19 protein-coding genes and 1 pseudogene are annotated in these 18,070 nt (G+C 63.0%); 5 read left to right on the top strand and 15 right to left on the bottom strand.

What is annotated here, in order from left to right; genetic code table 11:
* From ccmI to FHT79_RS29100, 5 genes and pseudogenes are all read right to left on the bottom strand, one after another.
* A pseudogene (gene ccmI, locus FHT79_RS29120) lies at positions 1 to 1,170 on the bottom strand (c-type cytochrome biogenesis protein CcmI); the annotation flags it as partial.
* A gap of 50 nt (positions 1,171 to 1,220) precedes the next feature.
* Entirely contained in the window at positions 1,221 to 1,643 is a 423-nt protein-coding gene (locus tag FHT79_RS29115) for a membrane protein (protein WP_025570241.1), read from the bottom strand.
* Between the two features lie 117 nt (positions 1,644 to 1,760).
* Positions 1,761 to 3,164: a HAMP domain-containing sensor histidine kinase gene (locus tag FHT79_RS29110; RefSeq protein ID WP_025554680.1), complete on the bottom strand. Its 1,404-nt coding sequence runs from the start codon at positions 3,162 to 3,164 to the stop codon at positions 1,761 to 1,763.
* Positions 3,154 to 3,825, bottom strand: a complete 672-nt coding sequence (locus FHT79_RS29105) for a response regulator transcription factor (RefSeq protein WP_018241306.1) — start codon at positions 3,823 to 3,825, stop codon at positions 3,154 to 3,156. The genes FHT79_RS29110 and FHT79_RS29105 overlap by 11 nt, the downstream gene beginning before the upstream one ends.
* A 54-nt stretch (positions 3,826 to 3,879) precedes the next feature.
* Positions 3,880 to 4,128 (bottom strand): hypothetical protein, encoded by a 249-nt coding sequence (locus FHT79_RS29100; protein ID WP_025554677.1) that lies wholly within the window; start codon positions 4,126 to 4,128, stop codon positions 3,880 to 3,882.
* Positions 4,129 to 4,649: 521 nt separating this feature from the next.
* On the opposite strand from FHT79_RS29100, the gene FHT79_RS29095 reads away from it, so the two are divergent.
* The gene (locus tag FHT79_RS29095) at positions 4,650 to 5,873 is read left to right on the top strand and encodes an MFS transporter (RefSeq protein WP_097595797.1); all 1,224 of its coding nucleotides are present in this window, start codon (positions 4,650 to 4,652) and stop codon (positions 5,871 to 5,873) included.
* A gap of 282 nt (positions 5,874 to 6,155) precedes the next feature.
* On the opposite strand, the gene FHT79_RS29090 is transcribed toward FHT79_RS29095, so the two are convergent.
* Complete coding sequence (locus FHT79_RS29090; protein WP_003546748.1) at positions 6,156 to 6,461, bottom strand: Dabb family protein; 306 nt, start codon at positions 6,459 to 6,461, stop codon at positions 6,156 to 6,158.
* Between the two features lie 54 nt (positions 6,462 to 6,515).
* Positions 6,516 to 7,217: a chitinase gene (locus tag FHT79_RS29085; RefSeq protein ID WP_025570237.1), complete on the bottom strand. Its 702-nt coding sequence runs from the start codon at positions 7,215 to 7,217 to the stop codon at positions 6,516 to 6,518.
* 156 nt (positions 7,218 to 7,373) lie between these two features.
* On the opposite strand from FHT79_RS29085, the gene FHT79_RS32445 reads away from it, so the two are divergent.
* Positions 7,374 to 7,505: a hypothetical protein gene (locus tag FHT79_RS32445; protein ID WP_280178068.1), complete on the top strand. Its 132-nt coding sequence runs from the start codon at positions 7,374 to 7,376 to the stop codon at positions 7,503 to 7,505.
* Between the two features lie 120 nt (positions 7,506 to 7,625).
* Here the strand turns inward: FHT79_RS32445 and FHT79_RS29080 are convergent, their stop codons facing one another.
* The 4 genes from FHT79_RS29080 to FHT79_RS29065 all read right to left on the bottom strand — a co-directional run bounded on the left by FHT79_RS29080 (position 7,626) and on the right by FHT79_RS29065 (position 10,402).
* Positions 7,626 to 8,183 carry a TetR/AcrR family transcriptional regulator gene (locus tag FHT79_RS29080; protein ID WP_025570236.1) on the bottom strand — a complete coding sequence of 186 codons (558 nt, stop codon included), beginning with the start codon at positions 8,181 to 8,183 and terminating at the stop codon, positions 7,626 to 7,628.
* Positions 8,184 to 8,205: 22 nt separating this feature from the next.
* The gene (locus FHT79_RS29075) at positions 8,206 to 8,667 is read right to left on the bottom strand and encodes a nuclear transport factor 2 family protein (protein WP_025554821.1); all 462 of its coding nucleotides are present in this window, start codon (positions 8,665 to 8,667) and stop codon (positions 8,206 to 8,208) included.
* 130 nt (positions 8,668 to 8,797) lie between these two features.
* Complete coding sequence (locus FHT79_RS29070) at positions 8,798 to 9,730, bottom strand: pyridoxamine 5'-phosphate oxidase family protein (protein ID WP_097595713.1); 933 nt, start codon at positions 9,728 to 9,730, stop codon at positions 8,798 to 8,800.
* 60 nt (positions 9,731 to 9,790) lie between these two features.
* Complete coding sequence (locus tag FHT79_RS29065) at positions 9,791 to 10,402, bottom strand: glutathione S-transferase (protein WP_097595714.1); 612 nt, start codon at positions 10,400 to 10,402, stop codon at positions 9,791 to 9,793.
* A 143-nt stretch (positions 10,403 to 10,545) separates the two neighbouring features.
* On the opposite strand from FHT79_RS29065, the gene FHT79_RS29060 reads away from it, so the two are divergent.
* The gene (locus FHT79_RS29060) at positions 10,546 to 11,472 is read left to right on the top strand and encodes a LysR substrate-binding domain-containing protein (protein ID WP_025554896.1); all 927 of its coding nucleotides are present in this window, start codon (positions 10,546 to 10,548) and stop codon (positions 11,470 to 11,472) included.
* Here FHT79_RS29060 and FHT79_RS29055 read toward each other — a convergent pair.
* The 3 genes from FHT79_RS29055 to FHT79_RS29045 form a co-directional block, all read right to left on the bottom strand.
* Entirely contained in the window at positions 11,442 to 11,810 is a 369-nt protein-coding gene (locus tag FHT79_RS29055; protein ID WP_025554894.1) for a DUF983 domain-containing protein, read from the bottom strand. The two genes, FHT79_RS29060 and FHT79_RS29055, sit on opposite strands and share 31 nt — an antisense overlap.
* 308 nt (positions 11,811 to 12,118) lie before the next feature.
* Positions 12,119 to 13,522: a PLP-dependent aminotransferase family protein gene (locus FHT79_RS29050; RefSeq protein ID WP_063476675.1), complete on the bottom strand. Its 1,404-nt coding sequence runs from the start codon at positions 13,520 to 13,522 to the stop codon at positions 12,119 to 12,121.
* A gap of 398 nt (positions 13,523 to 13,920) precedes the next feature.
* Positions 13,921 to 14,877 (bottom strand): SDR family NAD(P)-dependent oxidoreductase, encoded by a 957-nt coding sequence (locus FHT79_RS29045; RefSeq protein WP_097630703.1) that lies wholly within the window; start codon positions 14,875 to 14,877, stop codon positions 13,921 to 13,923.
* Positions 14,878 to 14,997: 120 nt separating this feature from the next.
* On the opposite strand from FHT79_RS29045, the gene FHT79_RS29040 reads away from it, so the two are divergent.
* Together FHT79_RS29040 and FHT79_RS29035 are read left to right on the top strand one after the other, a co-directional pair.
* Positions 14,998 to 15,939, top strand: a complete 942-nt coding sequence (locus tag FHT79_RS29040; RefSeq protein WP_097595716.1) for an AraC family transcriptional regulator — start codon at positions 14,998 to 15,000, stop codon at positions 15,937 to 15,939.
* A 124-nt stretch (positions 15,940 to 16,063) separates the two neighbouring features.
* A complete protein-coding gene (locus FHT79_RS29035; protein ID WP_097595717.1) occupies positions 16,064 to 16,969 on the top strand; it encodes a S1C family serine protease in 906 nt (301 codons plus the stop codon).
* 38 nt (positions 16,970 to 17,007) lie between these two features.
* On the opposite strand, the gene FHT79_RS29030 is transcribed toward FHT79_RS29035, so the two are convergent.
* Entirely contained in the window at positions 17,008 to 18,012 is a 1,005-nt protein-coding gene (locus FHT79_RS29030; RefSeq protein WP_097595718.1) for a LacI family DNA-binding transcriptional regulator, read from the bottom strand.
* Between the last annotated feature and the right edge of the window lie 58 nt (positions 18,013 to 18,070).

Genomic DNA, 18,070 nt, shown 5'->3' with positions numbered 1-18,070 from the left:
ATTCCTTCCGTTGCTATGCCGAGTTCCCGGGCAAGCGCCAGCAATTGCCGGCCCTGTTCGCCGGCCGGCGGAAAGGCTGCAAGCCCGCGCTTCAGCGCGCCGGCAGCACGATCCTTGTCGTTCAATACGGCGTAAGAGCGGACGAGCCGCATCCATCCCTCGAAATTGTTCGGATCCTCGCTGAGCTTGGCATCGAGGCTTTCGACCATGCCGCGGATCATCTGCTGCCGGTCGCCGGCGTTCATGGTCTCGGCGGCCGCCACATCTTGCTGCGTGGGATTGCCCGGGGCAGCCGAACCGGCGCCCGGATTAACAGCTACCGGCGCGCCGCCATTCATGGCGATGTGTTGGTTGACCAGCGGCAGCCACGGCGCATCGGGCGGCGATTGCTTCGCCAACGCCTCGAAGGCCTGGCGCGCCTCGTCGGGCCGTCCCGCCTGCTCGCTGCTGAGAGCGATGTAGAAGCGGGCGCGCGGATTGTCAGGCTCCAGCGTCAGCGACTGTTCCAGCACCTGGCGCGCCTCCTCCGTCACCACGCCGTCGGAGACCGCCATCAGCGTCTCGGCAAGGCCGTCGAGCCGCACCGGGCTCGGGCCGAGAAGCCGGATGGCATTGCGGTAGGCCACTTGCGCATCGTTGACGCGCATCGTGCGGAAATAGATCGGCGCCAGCACGTCCCAGCCCTTGCCGTCATCGGGCTTCTCGGCCAGGTGCCGTTCGGCCTTGGTGATCAGCACCGCCACATCGTTGCCGGGGTTTTCCAGCCGCGCTTCCAGCGGCTGCGAGGGCAGGTCCGGCCTGCCCGTCGCCAAGTAAAGACAGAGCCCGAGAACCGGCAGAACCAGCAGGACGAAGGCCTCGGTGAAACGGTGATGCCGTGCGGGTTTCGGCGTCTCAACCGGTTCGTCGGCAGAGACGGCGATCAGCCGGCGGCCGATTTCCGCCCTGGCGTAGTCTGCCTCCTCCGGGGTGATCAGCCCGCCACTGAGGTCGCGGTCGAGTTCACGCAGCTGGTCGCGATAGACTGCCGCCTCGCCCGCACGGATATTTTCCGCCGCCTTCGCTCCGCGCAGAAGGGGGTAGAGCAGGATGACGGCGACGACTGCCGTCAAAACGGCAACGAGAATCCAGAACAGCATACCGGCCCAAATACGTGAAGCGCGCCTTCATTCCAACTGCCAAAGCCGGAATGACGAAGATTTGAGGCTATAAGCCGCAATTCAGAGCGGCGACCAGCTGCCGTCCTCGTTGCGGCAGGCAGCGCCTCGCGCCACGATGTCCTTGCCGTCGACGGTCAGCGTATGGGTATATTGCCGGCAGTTCTGCGAACCGACCTGATAGGGTGCGGCCGCGACGACCTTGCCGGTGACATCCTTGCCTGTCCACAGCACCGGTTGGCCGACGGCGGCGCCTTCCAGCGCCCGATATTCCGCCTCGAGCGCCCGCTGCTTGTCGCTATCGTTCAAGTTCACCCCGCTGCGGCCGACGATGCCGCCCTGCAGCGCGGTGATGAAGGTGGCCGATGCCGGGGGTTTGCCTGAAAAAATGCCGCGCGAAGCAGCGCTCTTTGTCGTCGTGCAGCCGGACAGCGCGACGGCGACGAGAAGAGCGGAAACGATCATGCCTTGCGAGCGTAAAATCATTGCGTCGAACCACGATCAGGGTCAATTTCAGCCGATCGAAGTGCAGCGTCCCCGTGTCAGCATTAAGGCAAAGCATGCTATACATTTGCCAGTATCTTTGTGACATCAAGTAGTTGCTCATGCAACATCCTTTGTGATGCCGGGCAGGATAAGCTTCGCCTTCAACCCACCCCATTCGCCGCGGGAAAGCTCGAGCCGTCCCTGATACTCGCTGGAAATCTCGGTGACGATCGAAAGCCCGAGCCCGGTTCCGGGCTTGCTCTCGTCGAGCCTGCGGCCGCGCTTCAGCGCCTCGCGGATCTGGTCCGGCTCCAGGCCCGGCCCGTCATCCTCGACGGCGAGCTCCACCCAGTGGCGGCGTGCGCTGGCCTCCGCTCCCTTGACGTCGTCGCCGGCCTCGACGGCCGAAAGCCGCACCCTGCTTTTGGCAAAACGCGCCGCATTCTCCAGGAGATTGCCGACAGTCTCCTCGAGATCCTGCTGCTCCATGGCGACGGCCAGATGCGGCGGCGAGACGACGAGATCGAATTCGGTATCGACGTTCAGCCGGCGCATAACGCGCACCAGCCGCTCCAGCGCCGGCTCGGCATCGGTGCGGGCGAGCACGGATTCGCGCTGCGCGGCGATGCGGGCCCGATTGAGATAGGACTGCACCTGCCCCTGCATCGATTCCGCCTGGCTGCGCACCAGCTCGCCGTGGGATTTTTCCAAGACGCGCGCCTCGTTCAAGAGCACGGCGATCGGCGTTTTCAGCGAATGGGCGAGATTGCCGACCTGCATACGGGCCCGCTCGACGATGCGGCGGTTGCTGTCGATCAGCGCGTTCACCTCGTTGGCGAGCGGCAGGATTTCTCGCGGGAAGTCGCCTTTCAACTGCTCGCTCTCGCCGGCACGGATGCGCTCCAGTGCGGCGCGCGCCTTGTCGAGCGGCTTCAGGCCGTAGAGAATGGCCAGCGCGTTGACAATCAGGCTGCCGACGCCGAAACCGGCGAGCGCCAGATAGAGGCTGTGGGAAAAGGTGCGCACGTCGTCCTCGACGACATCGACATTGCCGGTGACGCGGACGCGCGCGGCGCGCCCATCGGTATCGAGCACGACTTCGGTTTCGGCCACCTGCACGCGGTTTCCGGAGGCATCCGTCACCTGGTAGTAGCGCTCGTAATTCTTGTCGAAGGGCGCTTCGACCACCGAGGGAACCGGAATGAGCGCAGAGCCGAGTGACGGCGACACCAGCGGTGCTGTGGTATAGGTGCCAAGCGGTTCCACCACCCAGTACCAGCCGGTCTTCGGCTGGGCAAAACGCAAATCGCCGAGCTGCGGGCTGCCGCTGAGCGCGCCCTGATCGCCAATCGTCACCGAATTGATGACGTTATAAAGCTGCGCCCGCAACAGATCCTGAAAACCGCGTTCGGCGCTCTTGCGGTAAAGGGTGGAGATCAACAGGCCGATCACGACGAGCGCCACCGTCGACCAGACCGTGGTCAGCAGCAACACACGTGCGGTGAGCGACTTAATTCGCATGTTTCGGCGCTTGGATGCGGTAGCCGAGACCGCGCACCGTTTCGATCAGGTCGACGCCCATTTTCTTGCGCAGGCGGCCGACGAAGACTTCGATCGTGTTGGAATCGCGGTCGAAATCCTGGTCGTACATGTGCTCGACCAGCTCGGTGCGCGAGACGACCTCGCCCATGTGATGCATGAGATAGGCGAGCAGGCGATATTCGTGCGAGGTCAGCTTCAGCGTCGTGCCGTTGACCGTCGCCTTCGAGGATTTGGTATCGAGCCGCACCGGGCCGCAGATGATCTCGGATGAGGAATGCCCGGCCGCACGCCGGATCAGCGCCCGAATGCGGGCCAGCACTTCCTCGACATGGAAGGGCTTGGTGACGTAGTCGTCGGCGCCGGCGTCGATGCCGGCGACCTTGTCGCTCCAGCGGTCTCGCGCCGTCAGGATCAGCACCGGCACGCCGCGGCCGGCGCCGCGCCATTTTTCTAGAACGGTGACCCCGTCCATCTCCGGAAGGCCGATATCGAGGATGATGGCGTCGTAGGGTTCGGTGTCGCCGAGGAAATGGCCCTCCTCGCCGTCGAACGCCTGGTCGACGACATAGCCCGCCTCCTTCAGCGTGTCGGCCAGCTGCCGGTTCAGATTAACGTCGTCTTCGACTACCAGGATGCGCATCGGTTCGCCTTCGTCCGCTTGAAATCATCAATGTCCTGAATAAGCCGATTCCGCTTACATCGGAACCTTTACCGTCACTTTGCGTGGACGCTGCCCATTGCCCTGTACAAGAACGGTGATGATGCAGGTATCGCCCACCGGTTGCACGGACAGGAGCTGGCCGCCCGTCTGCTCGACGACCTGGGCTGCGGCGGCGCTGCAATCGCCTGCCACGCGCAGGACAAGGGTGCTCGTGGCGTCCGATGAGGGCGCCGATACCACCAGTCCGGCGGCCAATGCTGCGACGCTCAGAGGAAAGGCCATGTGTTATGCTTTCAAGGTAATGCCAACTTGTTCCGAATATGTACTCACGTGACCTGAATGGCAAATGAATGCGCTGTAATGCAGGGCGTTTAGAACTGTTCTCGACTGTTCGGGACAGCCGGTTTCAGCACCTGGAAACCACCGCCGCGGCAAGCTCCGACGGCCTTGCCCACGCTTGAAAATGATGCCCTCCGGCCTTGGGATCCACCCATTCTTCATCACCTCTCCCAAAGGCGCGGAGCCGGCAGCCCCCTCCACAGCCATTGTCTGCGAATCAGCCGCGCCGTTCCGATTCCGGCCGACGGCAGCCGGGATAGACCGGCCGATGTCCGCGCGCTTCAGCCCGCATCGGGTCGTCCTGAAATTGTACCGATGTTTCGTGTCATTCATGTCATCATTCCATCTTTTCGCCCGATCGGGGAAAGGCGCAGATAGCGCGGCGGAATGCCGATCGCCGCTTTCGCCGGCTGGTTGAAACTGTTATGTCCTTGCTGCTCCCCATTTCAGGCCGCTCCGCACCAATGCCAAAATCCTCCCGCTTCCGCTCGGCGCAGACGGTCACCGTGCTTGCCGTGACCCAGTTGATCGGCTGGGGCACGACTTTCGACATGCTCGGCGTCATGGGCCGCGTCGTGGCGCCCGCTCTCGGCCTGCCCAATGAGGTGGCGTTTGCCGGCCTGACGATCATGATGATGGTCAGCGCCATTGCCGGCCCCGTGACCGGCCGCTGGCTCGGCCGCTACGGCGCAGCCCGCGTGCTTTCGGCCGCGTCGCTGACCTTTGCGCTTGGCCTGCTGCTGCTTGCCGCCGCAAACGGCATCGTGCTCTATGCCAGCGCCTGGGTCGTCATCGGCATCGGCGGCGCGTTCGGCCTGTCGGCGCCGGCCTATACCGCCGTCGTCGAGCGCGAAGGGGTAAACGGCAAACGCGTCATCGCCATCCTGATGCTGTTCACCGGACTATCGAGCGCCATCTTCTGGCCGATCCTCAGCCTGCTCAACGAGGCGGTCGGCTGGCGGCTCACCTTTCTCGTCTGCGCGGCGCTGCAATTCTTCGTCTGCCTGCCACTGCATCTTTTCGCCCTGCCGAAACCGATCGTAGCGCAAGCCGAAGGCAGCACGGCCGAAATCGCTCCGGTACCGCTCACCAAGGCGGCGCGGCGCAAGGCGTTCCTGCTGATTGCCGCGGCGACGACGATCACGACCTTCATCACCTTCGGCATCTCGCCATCGCTGCTCGAAATCTTCCGCCAGTCCGGCGCCTCACCGGCCTTCGCGCTACAACTCGGCTCAGCGCGCGGCGTCCTCGGCATCTCGGCGCGTTTCCTCGACATGCTGCTCGGCCGGCGCGGCAATCCCATGCTCAGTGCGGTCATGGGCATCGCGCTGATGCTGATCAGTTTCCTGACGATGCTGGTCGCCAGTCCGTCGGCGCCGCTGCTCATCACCTTCGTGCTGCTCTACGGCTTCGGCGCCGGCGTCATGACCGTCGCCCGCGCGCTTCTACCGCTGGCGCTGTTCTCGCCGGGCGAATATGGCCTGCAATCGGCCCGGCTGTCGCTGCCGCAAAACCTCGCCAATGCCATCGCCCCCGTCGTCTTCACCGCCATCCTCGACCGCGCCGGCACCGGCCCGGCACTTTTTGCCTGCGCCGCTCTCGCGGCATTGTCACTGGCCTTCATATTGATGCTGATGGGGCTGGTGCGCGGCGCCCACGCATCGCAGCCAAGTCCGGTCGCTCCCTGAGAGCCCGGCCCGTAAAATCAGCCATTCTTAATCTGTCTTGATTATCATCGACATCGGGACGAGAGCACCTTTGCGTCACCCAACGCGACCGCTGCAGCGATCTGGCGATGAACCGGCCGCCGCTTTTGGCGAATCTTTTGAATCGGTTGCCGTCGCCTTTTCGAAAATTGAATCCGGTGGCTCAGAAGTTGAGTCAGATTCAGGGCGATGCGAATCCGGATGGCTTCTCATCCACTTGAAATTTCAACGAAATGTGGCTCGGCCGCCGGCTGCCTGGGGAAATCAGAGCGGTCGCGTCACCGCCGTGCGGCTGTCGTAGTCGGCGGCAATGCGCTTTTCCCGGAGCGGCCGCACGCGATCGATCGAGAGCTGATAATCGGGATGGGCCTTGTAGGCGGCAAGGGCCGCCTCGTCGTCGAATTCGCCGTAGACCACGAGATCGATCTCGGTGCCCAGCTGATCGGTCTTCACATTGGTGCCGATTTCCAAAAGCCGCGCATGCGGAATGCCGGTCAGTATGGAAAGCCCGGCCCTCACCTCCTGCAGATGTTCCTCCTGCACGGTGAAGAAGACGATATGGCGGATCACGCGCAAGCTCCTGTCAGATTTGTCAAAATGATGCAGCGACCTTGGCGCATCCTGTCAGACACGCGGCGCTCCAGATCTCAGCCGGGCGATAACACGCGCGCCCCAGGCCTTCAACCGCGCGCGCATGCCATGCGCAGCATCGGGACGTATCGCCGCATCGAAGGCCATGGCATGGGCTGCGAGCTTTTCCGCCCGGTCGGTACCATTGACGATGCGGCGCGCATTCACCCAGTCCGCGGTCGTCGCGTTCAGGTGATCGGCAAGCTTGTGGCCGGTAAAGCTGCCCTGCAGCATGCCTTCGATCAGGATCGTCACCGCCGCGTCCATCTCCATCGCGCGGTCGGGATCGGCAACGAGGTCGATGCCCGTCAGCACGCTCATCGCCTGATAATTCCGCTTATGGGTGAGTTGCACCAGACCGCGACCGAGCCAGCTGCGGCCATCCTCATCCGGCCGCCAATAGGGCGTCTTTACCCAGGAAAGCCGGCCCGCGGCAAAGGCCGTCTCCAGGATCTCGACCGCGCGCCCATCGCTATCGGCCAGCGTCTCCCGGACCGGCTGCATCGTGTAGGCGGTCTCGTGGTAAGCGGTTGCGAGGATATAGGCGAGCCAGCGCCGGTCGGCATCGGCAAACCGCCTTTCCCAGGCGTCGAGAATCGCCGTGATGCCCACTACCTGAGGCTGCGTCAGCTCTCCCTTGAAGAGTTCGCGCCGCACAGTATCGAAAAAGAAGGCCCGATCCATGTGGACAACCATTCCGCGCTTCCCATAAATTTCATGGTTAAAACCGTCTTAATCGATTAAAATCTATTTAATCGTTTAAAGTGTTTAAGCCACTGATTTACACACCTTTTGTCTTGTGCAATGCATCTTCTTGCCCTGAAGCCTTACCACGAAAAGAGGAGACTTCCGATGCAGATGCCCGCCAATGCCCCGACCACCATTCCCCAGCACGTTGTCGACCAGATGGAAAACGAATGGCGCCAGATTCGCCCTGAACGGGAAAATACGCGCCCGGCCCAACAGCCTCAACAACAACGCTGATATACGCAAAGCGATACCGATGTAAGCTCGAGCGCCACCGCGCCCGATCAATGCCCCGGCCAGTCAATCGTGGCCGGGCGAATTTTCACAGTTGCCATAACGTCCCGATGGCCTGACTCATCACATCACAGCATCAAGCCGTTTCGCCAGCGTTTCCAGCGATCGGGTGAAAACTGCTGTATCATCAAGCGCGCGCGACAGCACCAGCGCGCCTTGAATGCCCGCGACGGCCTCCTCGGCGAGCGCCAACGCCTCTTCCTCCGGACAGCCAGCCCGCATCAGCGCCGAGCGCAAGGCGCCGACCCAGCGGATGAAATAGTTGCCGATCGCTGCTGAAAACCGTTCCCGGGTCTCATCAAGCGCAAAGGCGCCGACGAGGCAGATGCGGCGGCCGGAGCGGAAATAATCGTTCGCATTCGCCCACATCGCCGCGATCGCCTGATGGGCGTCGTCCTCTCTCAGCGGCCGATAGATCGCATGTTCAAACCAGGCATCGACCTCGGTGAGCACGGCGCCCGCCATCTCCTCCTTGCCGCCGGGAAAGAAGTGATAAAGGCTTCCCTTGCCGATGCCGGTGCGTTCGGTGATGCGGCTGAGCGACGTGCCCTCATAGCCGAGCTCGCGGAAGATTTCGGCGAGCAGCGGTACGATGTCGGCGCGTTCGTAGACGGTCTTCACCGGCGGGTTTTCCTAGTTCGCTCTAGAGACCGAGTTCGCTCAGGCCCGGATGGTCGTCCGGCCGTCGGCCGAGCGGCCAATGATATTTGCGTTCCGATTCCCGGATCGGCAGATCGTTGATGCAGGCGAAGCGGCGCTGCATCAGGCCGGCGGCGTCGAACTCCCAGTTCTCGTTGCCATAGGAGCGGAACCAGTTGCCGCTGTCGTCATGCCATTCATAGGCAAAGCGCACGGCGATGCGATGATCGGTGAAGGCCCATATCTCCTTGATCAGCCGGTAATCCAGCTCCTTTGCCCATTTGCGGGTGAGGAAGGCGACGATCTCGGCGCGGCCGGTGATGAATTCGGCGCGGTTCCGCCAGCGGCTGTCCGGCGTGTAGACAAGCGAGACGCGCTCGGGATCACGGCTGTTCCAGCCGTCCTCGGCGAGACGGACTTTCTGGGTGGCGGTCTCAAGGGTGAAGGGCGGGACGAGGCTGGACATAGGTTCTCCTGGACAAGGGGTTCTCCTGGACAAGGAGCTCTCCTGGACAAGGAGCTCTCCGGTACTGAATGCCAATCATTGTACCGATCGGTACAATGATTGGCAAGGTGGGACGAAACGGTGTTTCCCCTCAGAGGTCGCGAGGCAGGCTCCAGCGCAGCGGCAGGGCATCCGGGCGAAGCACGACCGCTTCGGGCGTGAAACGCCACAGCCGTTCCGCCCGTGGAAAGGCGGCAATCTCAGGGGACTCCAGAAGCACCTCGGCTCTTCCCGTCATCTGCAGCATGTCGCCGATTGCGAAATCGACGAAGGCCAACCCCGCCTTCGGATTGACGAGGAAATTGCCAAGCGTGTTGAAGAACCGATTGCCGGGAAAATCGGGAATGGTCAGCACGCCATCGGCGCCGACATCGATAAAGCCGGCGTAGCCGCCGCGATGCGACACGTCCACCTGCCGTTCACCATTGTTGCGATCGACATAGGAGGCGACAAAGAACGTATCGGCTCCCTCGACCATCCGCCGCGCCCGATCGTCGAGCTGGCCGGAATGAAGCGGCGGTATCGCTGTGGCTAGATCGGGATCGCGGACAAAGGCGGAAGAGCGAGGCTGGATATATTGCGGGCAATTGCCGAAACTCTGGCCGACGCGCACGTGGAAAGTTCCGGCATCCGCCCTGCGGATCACACCGTTCAGCCGATTGCGCCGCCGGGTCTCGAGCTGGATGCCGAGCATCGCGATCGCATCGCCATCCTCCATGCCGGCGTCGGCAGGATCGGCCGGGTCGCGCGCCAGGCTGACATCAAGGATCTCCGGCTCCGGCGAGACCAAGAAACCCGGGTGCCCAGCCCGCACCGTCGCCCAGACGTCGCCCTTGGCATCGACCGCGCCGAGCACGATAAAGGGCAGCATCGGAAAGAAGGCGCGGTGCTGCTCCGGCATGGCCTTGCGGAGGAAATTGCGTCCCGGCCCGTCCATGCGCTCGACGACGCCGACGCTGCGCTGCATGGCGAGTTCACCTTCATGCCAGGGTGACGGCGCGTCCTGTCTTGTCTGCTCCAGCATCACGGGTCTCCTTGCGGGCATGGTTTGGGAAACCGGGACGGTGATCCGCCCCGGAGGATCTTATGCGGCAAGGCCGATCTTGGTCTTGCGAAAGCCGACGAAGCCCGGCAGCGCCTCGATGCGCGCAAGCCAGGCACGGACGTTTGGATAGGCCGAGATATCGACATTGCCCTCCGGCGCATTGGCAATGTAGCTGTAGAGCGCGATGTCCGCGATCACAGGATTGCCGCCGAGCAGGAAATTGCGGCCGTCGAGTTCCGCCTCGATCAGCGCCAGAATGCGATGCGTCCGGGCGATCACCTCGTCGGTGCGGAAGTCGGCGCCGAAGACGGTGACCAGGCGTGCAGCACATGGCCCGTAGGCGATCTCGCCTGCCGCAACCGAGAGCCATTTCTGTATCCGCGCCGCGGCCACCGCCTCTTCCGGCAGCCAGTCAGTGCGGCCGTATTTGCGTGCGAGATAGACGAGAATGGCAGAGGAATCGGCAATGACCGTGCCATTGTCGTCAAGGACCGGCACCTGGCCAAAGGGATTGAGCTTCAGGAAACCCGGCGCCTTGTGGGCGCCCGCCGCCATGTCGACCTCGACCAGTTCATAGGGCACGCCAAGCAGCGACAGGAACAAATGGGCCCGGTGCGAATGGCCGGAAAGCGGGTGATGGTAGAGTTTCATGATGGTTCCTTTGGTCTTCCTGATCGACGGGACGCGATAGCGATGGCCGTTTCGAAACCATCTGCGGCCAATTTACTGCCTTCCATCTGACTACAGTAGAATGCTAATCTGGAAGGCATACTCCCAATTCATGGAAGGATAGGATGGACCGCCTCGACGCCATGACCGTGCTTCTCGCCGTTGTCGAACAGGGCAGCCTGTCGGCCGCCTCACGGCATCTGCGATCCCCACTCGCAACCGTCAGCCGCAAGGTTTCGGACCTGGAAGCCCATCTCAACGCCCAGCTGCTGCAGAGGAGCAACCGGAAGATCACGCTGACAGAAGCGGGCCGCTCCTATGTCGAGGCGGCGCGGGAAATTCTCGACCGGGTGGAAGAAGCGGAACGGACTGCTGCCGGCGAATACAGTGCGCCGAAAGGCGAGTTGACGATGACCGCGCCGATCGTCTTCGGGCGGCTGCATGTCCTGCCCGTCGTGGTGGATTTCCTGAAAGCCTATCCCGATATCAATCTGCAGCTAATGCTCGGCGACAGGCTGTCGAACCTCGTCGAGGATCATATCGACGTGGCGCTCCGGATCGGCAACCTGCCGGACAGCAACCTGATCGCCACAAGGCTCGGCGCGATCCGCCGCACGGTCTATGCCAGCCCCGATTATCTCTTGCGGCACGCCCTGCCCCGGCATCCAGGCGATCTCGCCGCGCATGACTGCGTCACCTTCGAGGGCATGGCCTCGGCGCTGAGTTGGACCTTCACTGAAGGGAAACGCGATCTCACCGTGCCGATCCATTCGCGGCTTGCCGTCAACACCGCCGAAGCCGCGGTCGATGCGGCCGTCGCCGGTCTCGGCATCACCCGCGTGCTCTCCTACCAGGCCGCACGCGCCGAAATGGCCGGCCTGCTGGTGCCGCTGCTTCAGGATTTCGAACCGCCGCCGGCGCCGGTGCATCTCGTCTATCCCGCGCAGGGGCTGGTGCCGCTGAAATTGCGGGCGCTGCTCGATTTCGCAACGCCGCGGCTGCGCGCGACGCTGAACAAGTCTCAGGCGAGCTTGCCCTCCTCCGCCTTGTAGAAATACTGGCTGGCGACCAGCCAGCCCTTCAGCGGCCGCAGCGGCGGAATGCAGGTGGCGAGCATGAAGGGGCCGGTGACCAGAAGCTGCACCCAGATCGGCGCCGAAAAGGCCACCTCCAGCCAGACGCCAAGCAGCACGCTCGGAATGCAGGCGAAGCAGATGACGAAGAAGGCCGGGCCGTCAGCCGGATCGGCAAAGGAATAATCGAGGCCGCAGACCTCGCATTGCGGCTGCAGCGTCAGAAAGCCCTTGAACATATGCCCCTCGCCGCAACGCGGGCAGCGTCCCCTGATGCCGGTCTGTATCGGAGGAAGTGGCGGATATTCGGTGTCCATGATGACCTCGTCCTATCTGGCGCGGAACATTGATTCCATCAATTCCGCACATTGAATGCATTCAATATAGTTACATTGCGAATACATTACCAGTCAACTCGTCAGAATGCCGCAGGTTTCCCGCCGGCTCGCCGGGCTGATCAACGGCAAACATGAAAATGGAGATCAAAGCGGCGCCATAACGGGAGCGCACCGAATGCGGCGGCCGCATTCGGCCATCCCGAACGGTTCGAGTCGCGGCGGATTTGATGGGTGACCGCTTCCGGCTTTCGGATGCGCCCGGTGGGTTCGGCCGCAACGCTTGAACGTCAGAAGAACGAGGCCGCCATCTCGGGCGGGCCTTCCAGCGCATGGGCCATGAATTCCAGCGCGCCCTGCAACTTCTCCCGGGTGATCGGCCCGCCGAGGCAGACGCGCACCGCCTCGGGCGCCGTGCCCTCCACCGTGAAGGCATCGCTTGCGACGACGCCGATGCCGGAGGAGCGGGTATGGCTGCCGAAGGTGGAGCGGGTCCAGCCGTTGGAAAGCGGCAGCCAGATGTTGAAACTGATCGGATCCGCGCGGTAGCTGCCGGCAGGCAGGATGGTGGCGACCATCTGCTGGCGGGCGGCGGCTTCGGCACGGATGAAGCGCAGGATCGTATCGGCGGTGCCATCCTCGATCCAGCGGGTGGCGAGCGCCACGGTCAGCGGCGAGGCCATGACATTGTTGGCGCGCATGGCGCTGACGAAGGGCCATACGGCCTTGCTGTCGGGCGCCACGACATAGGCAAGGCGCAGGCCCGCACCGATGCATTTTGCCAGTCCGCCAATATGCCAAGTCAGATCAGGCGCTGTTGCCGCGAGCGGCGCCGGACCTTGCTGCGGAATGAAGCCGTAGGCATCGTCTTCGACAATCGGCACGTGATATTTGCGGGCAACGGCGCAGATCTCCTCGCGCCGCCTGACCGGGATGGTCAGGGTCGTCGGGTTCTGCAGCGTCGGATTGAGATAAAGCGCCTTCGGCTTCAATCTCTCGCAGGCCTCGGCAAAGGCGTCGGGCAGGATACCGTCCTCGTCCATCTGCAGGCCGGTCAGATTGAGCCGCAGCTGGGCGGCGATCGAGCGCATGCCGGGATAGGTGATGACTTCCGAAAGCACGGTTTCGCCGGGTTTTGCCAGCAGACCAAAAATCGCCAGCAGGGCCGGATGGGCGCCTGGCGTGACGAAGATCCGCTCCTGCGACGGCACCAGCCCGCGACGGCTGAGCCAGGAGGCTGCAGCCTCCTTGTCCATGCTGGAGCCGCCGAAACCCTGATAGCGCAGCAGCGGAATGAGGCTCGCCGCCACTGCCGACATGCCCTCGCGCATGCGGGCAATCAGTTCCGGGTCATCCGGCTCCGGCGGCATGTTCATCGAGAAATCGACGACGGAGGCGCGGCGGGGATCGGGCGCGGCGTCGGGCGCAAAACCCTGGCGCTCCTTGTCGGCGCCACCGGTGACGAAGGTGCCCCGGCCGACATGCGAATCCACCAGCCCGCGCTTCTGCGCCTCGACATAACCTCTGGCTACCGTCGTGAAATCGACATTCAGCCGCTTGGCGAGTTCACGTTGCGGCGGCAGCCGGTCCCCAACCACCAGATGCCCGCTGCGCAAATCCAGTTCGATCACGTCGGCGATCGCCATATAACGAGGACTGCTGCTGCGGCTGAGATCGGGATGCCAGTCTTTCATGTCGTGATCCGTGTCAGTCTGATTCCTGATGAGATTGACGGTATATTGTTGCACAATGCCGCTGTCACGAAAAATGTCGCGCGCCAAGTTGGGGAAGCGACGCTGGCCGGTATGGCGCAGCTTTTTCGCACTCCTTGATACGTTTTAATGACGGATTGTCGCCGGATTTGACTGCTATTTGCGCAAATACAATCTGGCACGTCAGCATTGGTTTCCCAGAAAGCAACCGGCCGTCATCCACCGCGGGATCTCTTTTCCGGCAACATCCCCCCGGCGAGGCGCTGCGGATCGAGTTGATCGGGCTTTCACCCGAGTAGGCCCGGGTGAGCACGAGGACGGCAAGACAATCGGCAGCGTCTTCAGCACGCATTGACGAGGGTTTGCCGCGAGCTATGGCTTCAGGCCGCCGCGAAAGCGTCAATGCCGGTCAACCTTGCCGACAGGATCCATAGGCGCGCTGCCTCCTCGGCATCGGCTGCATGGTCGCTGACACCGCCGGGTTCTCCATCCGTTGCGCGGATGGCGATATCGCAGTCTTCGCAATAGAGGCCTCCCATACCGTCGAGTTGCGGCGAGGTCGCCGCCCAGACCTGCGTGGCGGCCCCCTGGGATGGCGTCTTGAACGTCGGATCCATCGGATTGCCGTCCGCATCGATCCAGCCGGCACTGACCATTTCCTCCTTTGCGAGATGGCGCTGCAAGGGGGTAAAGATCTTCCCCGGGTGCAGCGAGAAGGCGCGGATGCCGCTGTCGCGCCCGAGCCTGTCCAGATGCACGGCGAAAAGTGCGTTGGCAGTCTTCGACTGGCCGTAGGCCCGCCATTTGTCGTAACCGGTCTCGAATTGCATATCCTCCCATCGTATGGCGGAGTTGCGATGGCCCCCGGAGGAAACCGAAACGATGCGAGCGCCGCGCGAGATTGCCGGCCAAAGGCGATTGACCAAGGCAAAATGGCCGAGATGGTTGGTCGCGAATTGTGCCTCCCATCCGTCGCCGACGCGCGTTTCCGGGCAGGCCATGATGCCGGCGCTGTTGATCACCATATCGATGCTGCGGCCAGACGCGACGAACTGCTCGGCAAAGACGCGAACGCTTTCGAGGTCGGAAAGGTCGATCCGATCAATCTCTACCCCATCGATGCCGGCGACCGCGCTGCGCGCCGCCTCGATGCTCCTTGCGCCGATGATCACCTTAGCGCCCGCGCCCGCCAGAGCCCGTGTGGTCTCGAGCCCGAGGCCGGAATGGCCACCGGTGACGATGGCGCGCTTGCCGGAAAGATCGAGACCGGCCAGAACCTCGTCGGCAGTCGTGTAGGCTCCAAATCCGGAGCCGATGGGGACTTGTTTGTCATTCATGATAATTACCCTTGTTCCGTGTTGCCGTCGCTCGGCACGACGACCGCGAGAATAAGGCGTGGCCTCCAGACGATCTATGCGCTAAAGTCCGTCATCTCTTCGCCATCGTCCGGATTTCTTATGGACCCATTATCCGATGTTCTCGCACTGCTCAAACCGCGCAGCTATGTTTCCGCTGGGCTTGACGCTGGCGGTGCTTGGGCGATCGATTTTCCGCCCCCTGATGGCATCAAGTTCAACGCGGTGATATCAGGCGCGTGCTGGCTGAGCGTCGATGGCGTCCCCGAAGCTGTCCGCCTCGAGGAAAGCGACTGCTTTCTGCTGACGAGCCGCCGAGCCTTTCGTCTCGCCAGCGATCCGACTCTCGAAGCGATCCCGTCCGATGCGATCTATTCGATCGCCCGCGATGGGATTGCGACTTGCGGCGGCGGCGGCGATTTCTTCCTGATCGGCAGCCGTTTTTCCTTTTCGGGGGGAAATTCGGACATCCTTCTCGGAATCCTGCCGCCGATCGTCCATGTGAAGAAGGATTCCGATCACGCCGCCGTGCTGCGCTGGTGTCTCGATCGGATGACGCGCGAATTGCGTGACCAGCAGCCGGGTGGCTTTCTGATGGCGGAGCATTTTGCTCATGTCATGCTCATGCAGGTATTGCGCCTCCATATCGCATCGCCGAATGCGCGCGGCGTCGGCTGGCTTTTCGCGCTTGCCGACCGGCGGATCGGTGCGGCTATCGGTGCGGTGCACGCCGATCCGGCCCGCAAGTGGACCTTGCAGTCGCTGGCTGAACGGGCCTCGATGTCCCGGTCGAGTTTTGCTCTTCACTTCAAGGAAAAGGTCGGGCTTGCCCCGATGGATTATTTGACGCGCTGGCGCATGCTTCTCGCAGGTGACCGATTGACGAACTCGGCTGAAGCAATCGCCGGTGTCGCCCTGTCGCTCGGCTATGAATCCGAAAGCGCATTCAGCACTGCTTTCAAGAGAGTGATGGGATGCTCGCCGCGGCAATATGGTCGCGCTCAACCGCCCGGGGCCATGCGAGATAGTCTCGGCGCTCAGTGAAACTTTGATTGGTGCAGGCATCAGCGTTGGCCTGCCGAAATTCCGTCCGATACGGCCTTGCACCCGCCGTTCATTCTCTTACCTATTCAAGGAAGAATGCTCCGGCGCCCATCGGGATAAAAGCATGAATATCGATCCGATTCTGCGGTCAGTCGTGGCCGTCCGTTCCTCCATTCCGGAAGATGCCTTCACAGCGCAGACGCTGGGCACTGTCCGGGAGGGCAGCGGCGTGGTCATTCGCGACAACGGGCTGGTGCTGACCATCGGTTATCTCATCACCGAGGCTGAAGAAGTATGGCTCACGACCCATGACGGGCGCGTCGTTCCCGCGCATGCGCTTGCCTACGATCAGGAGAGCGGCTTCGGCCTGGTGCAGGCGCTTGGCCCGCTGAATGCGCCGGCGGTGGATCTCGGCGACGCGGCCACGGCCAAGCCCGGCGATTCTGTCGTGCTCGCCGATGGGATCGGAGAATTCGTCCAGGCAAACATCGTCGCCCGGCAGGAATTTGCCGGCTACTGGGAATATCTGCTGGACGAGGCGATTTTCACGGCACCGGCCCATCCCTCGTGGGGCGGTGCCGCATTGATCGGTTCGGACGGCAAACTTCTCGGCATCGGTTCGCTTCGCCTGCAGATGAGCCAGGGCGACGAGGTCGCCGATATCAACATGGTCGTGCCGATCGACCTTTTACCGCCGATCCTCGACGATCTGTTGAACCGGGGCCAGGTCAACAAGCCGCCGCGGCCCTGGCTCGGTGCCTTCTCCGCCGAGAGCAATGGCGGCGTGGTGGTGATGAGCGTGGCCGAAGGCGGTCCGGCCGCCCAGGCGGGCCTGCGGCAGGGCGATATCATCTCGGAGATCCGCGACGAGGAGGTCGACGGCCTGGCCGATTTCTACCGCAAGCTATGGAGCAGCGGTCCCGCCGGCGCCGAGATCCCCATGCGGGTCCTCAGGAACGGCCGGGAAGCCTGGCTGCGCATCAAGTCCGCCGACCGCAACAGCTTTCTCAAGAAGCCTCAGTTGCAATAGGGGCGCGCCGGCGCCCCAAAACGCCGATTACATCCACCTCAAAGATTTTCCCGCGTGATCGTCAGGAAGCGCACTGGCTCGGCGCTGACTTCCACCTCGATGAGACCAAGCCTGTTCAGGGCAAGGTCTATCGAACGCCTCGCCTGGACCTCCGGCGCCTGATCGAGCACGATCGACATGATACCACGGCGGAGATAGTCCTGCGTCTGCCCGGTCAATTCGTGGCCGACCCAGAAGGGCCGCCCGGCCTTGTTGGCCGCGAGCACCCTGGCAACGCCCTTGTTGTCGCCGCCGGCGCTATAGACGCCGATGATGCCGGGCTCCCGCCTCAGCGCCGCTTGCAGCAGTTCGATGGCATTGTGCTCGTCGTCGAGATCGAACATGACTTCGATGAAACGATGCTCGTTTGAAGCATGGTCCGAGAGATAGGCGGAGAAGCCACGGATCCGCTCCTTATGGTTCTCATAGGCGCCGCTATGGCAGAGAGCGACGAAGGAGCCGGGGCGCTGCGCCAGCATGCCCGACATGTAATGGGCGGCGGTGCGGCCGGCGGCGTAATTGTCGATACCGACATAGGGCAGTTCGGGGGCCGGACGGGTCATGATCTGGACGACGGGAATGCCGAGACCGGCCGCCTTCCGCACGCTGGTGACGACATCGGCATGGTCGGGCGCGACCACGATCAGCGCCGACCGGCGGGCCGTCGGGTTGGCGATATAGCGGGCAAATTGCGCCGGCTCGTTCTCGCGCACGAAGGTGCGGTGAACGACGATGCTGTCGTCGAGCGAGGCGGCGATGCGCTCGAACGCCCGGTTCAGGCGCGAATAGAAGCTGGTCTCCGGGCGAACCAGGATCACCTCGATCCGGATCAGGCCGCGATGGGCGACCGGCAGGCTTTGCCGGTATTCAAGCCGTCTTGCCGCGAGAAACACCTTCTCCACCGTCTCCGGCCGAACGCCGCCGCGATTATTGAGGACGCGCTCCACCGTCGCGGTGCCGACGCCGGCTTCCCGGGCCACATCCTTCAAAGTCACCTTCGTCACAGGCTTATTCACTCCCAAAGCTGACACAGCAGAGCATCCGCGCTTCGCACGGTCAATG

It is taken from the genome of Rhizobium sp. BK212 (genome assembly GCF_014197475.1).
In the GTDB taxonomy this organism is placed as follows: domain Bacteria; phylum Pseudomonadota; class Alphaproteobacteria; order Rhizobiales; family Rhizobiaceae; genus Rhizobium; species Rhizobium anhuiense.
The sequence above is the reverse complement of the archived record's forward strand: the minus strand, read 5'-3'. Positions and strand labels throughout refer to the sequence as shown.

Excerpts from the sequence above, each read along its gene's own strand:
- FHT79_RS29110 (WP_025554680.1), bottom strand. The coding sequence starts at position 3,164 with ATGCGAATTAAGTCGCTCACCGCACGTGTGTTGCTGCTGACCACGGTC.
- FHT79_RS32445 (WP_280178068.1), top strand. The coding sequence starts at position 7,374 with ATGCAGATGCCCGCCAATGCCCCGACCACCATTCCCCAGCACGTTGTC.
- FHT79_RS29050 (WP_063476675.1), bottom strand. The coding sequence starts at position 13,522 with ATGAAAGACTGGCATCCCGATCTCAGCCGCAGCAGCAGTCCTCGTTAT.
- FHT79_RS29045 (WP_097630703.1), bottom strand. The coding sequence starts at position 14,877 with ATGAATGACAAACAAGTCCCCATCGGCTCCGGATTTGGAGCCTACACG.
- FHT79_RS29085 (WP_025570237.1), bottom strand. The coding sequence starts at position 7,217 with ATGGTTGTCCACATGGATCGGGCCTTCTTTTTCGATACTGTGCGGCGC.
- FHT79_RS29055 (WP_025554894.1), bottom strand. The coding sequence starts at position 11,810 with ATGGACACCGAATATCCGCCACTTCCTCCGATACAGACCGGCATCAGG.
- FHT79_RS29040 (WP_097595716.1), top strand. The coding sequence starts at position 14,998 with ATGGACCCATTATCCGATGTTCTCGCACTGCTCAAACCGCGCAGCTAT.
- FHT79_RS29060 (WP_025554896.1), top strand. The coding sequence starts at position 10,546 with ATGGACCGCCTCGACGCCATGACCGTGCTTCTCGCCGTTGTCGAACAG.
- FHT79_RS29035 (WP_097595717.1), top strand. The coding sequence starts at position 16,064 with ATGAATATCGATCCGATTCTGCGGTCAGTCGTGGCCGTCCGTTCCTCC.
- FHT79_RS29065 (WP_097595714.1), bottom strand. The coding sequence starts at position 10,402 with ATGAAACTCTACCATCACCCGCTTTCCGGCCATTCGCACCGGGCCCAT.
- FHT79_RS29075 (WP_025554821.1), bottom strand. The coding sequence starts at position 8,667 with ATGTCCAGCCTCGTCCCGCCCTTCACCCTTGAGACCGCCACCCAGAAA.
- FHT79_RS29105 (WP_018241306.1), bottom strand. The coding sequence starts at position 3,825 with ATGCGCATCCTGGTAGTCGAAGACGACGTTAATCTGAACCGGCAGCTG.
- FHT79_RS29115 (WP_025570241.1), bottom strand. The coding sequence starts at position 1,643 with ATGATTTTACGCTCGCAAGGCATGATCGTTTCCGCTCTTCTCGTCGCC.
- FHT79_RS29100 (WP_025554677.1), bottom strand. The coding sequence starts at position 4,128 with ATGGCCTTTCCTCTGAGCGTCGCAGCATTGGCCGCCGGACTGGTGGTA.
- FHT79_RS29095 (WP_097595797.1), top strand. The coding sequence starts at position 4,650 with ATGCCAAAATCCTCCCGCTTCCGCTCGGCGCAGACGGTCACCGTGCTT.
- FHT79_RS29070 (WP_097595713.1), bottom strand. The coding sequence starts at position 9,730 with ATGCTGGAGCAGACAAGACAGGACGCGCCGTCACCCTGGCATGAAGGT.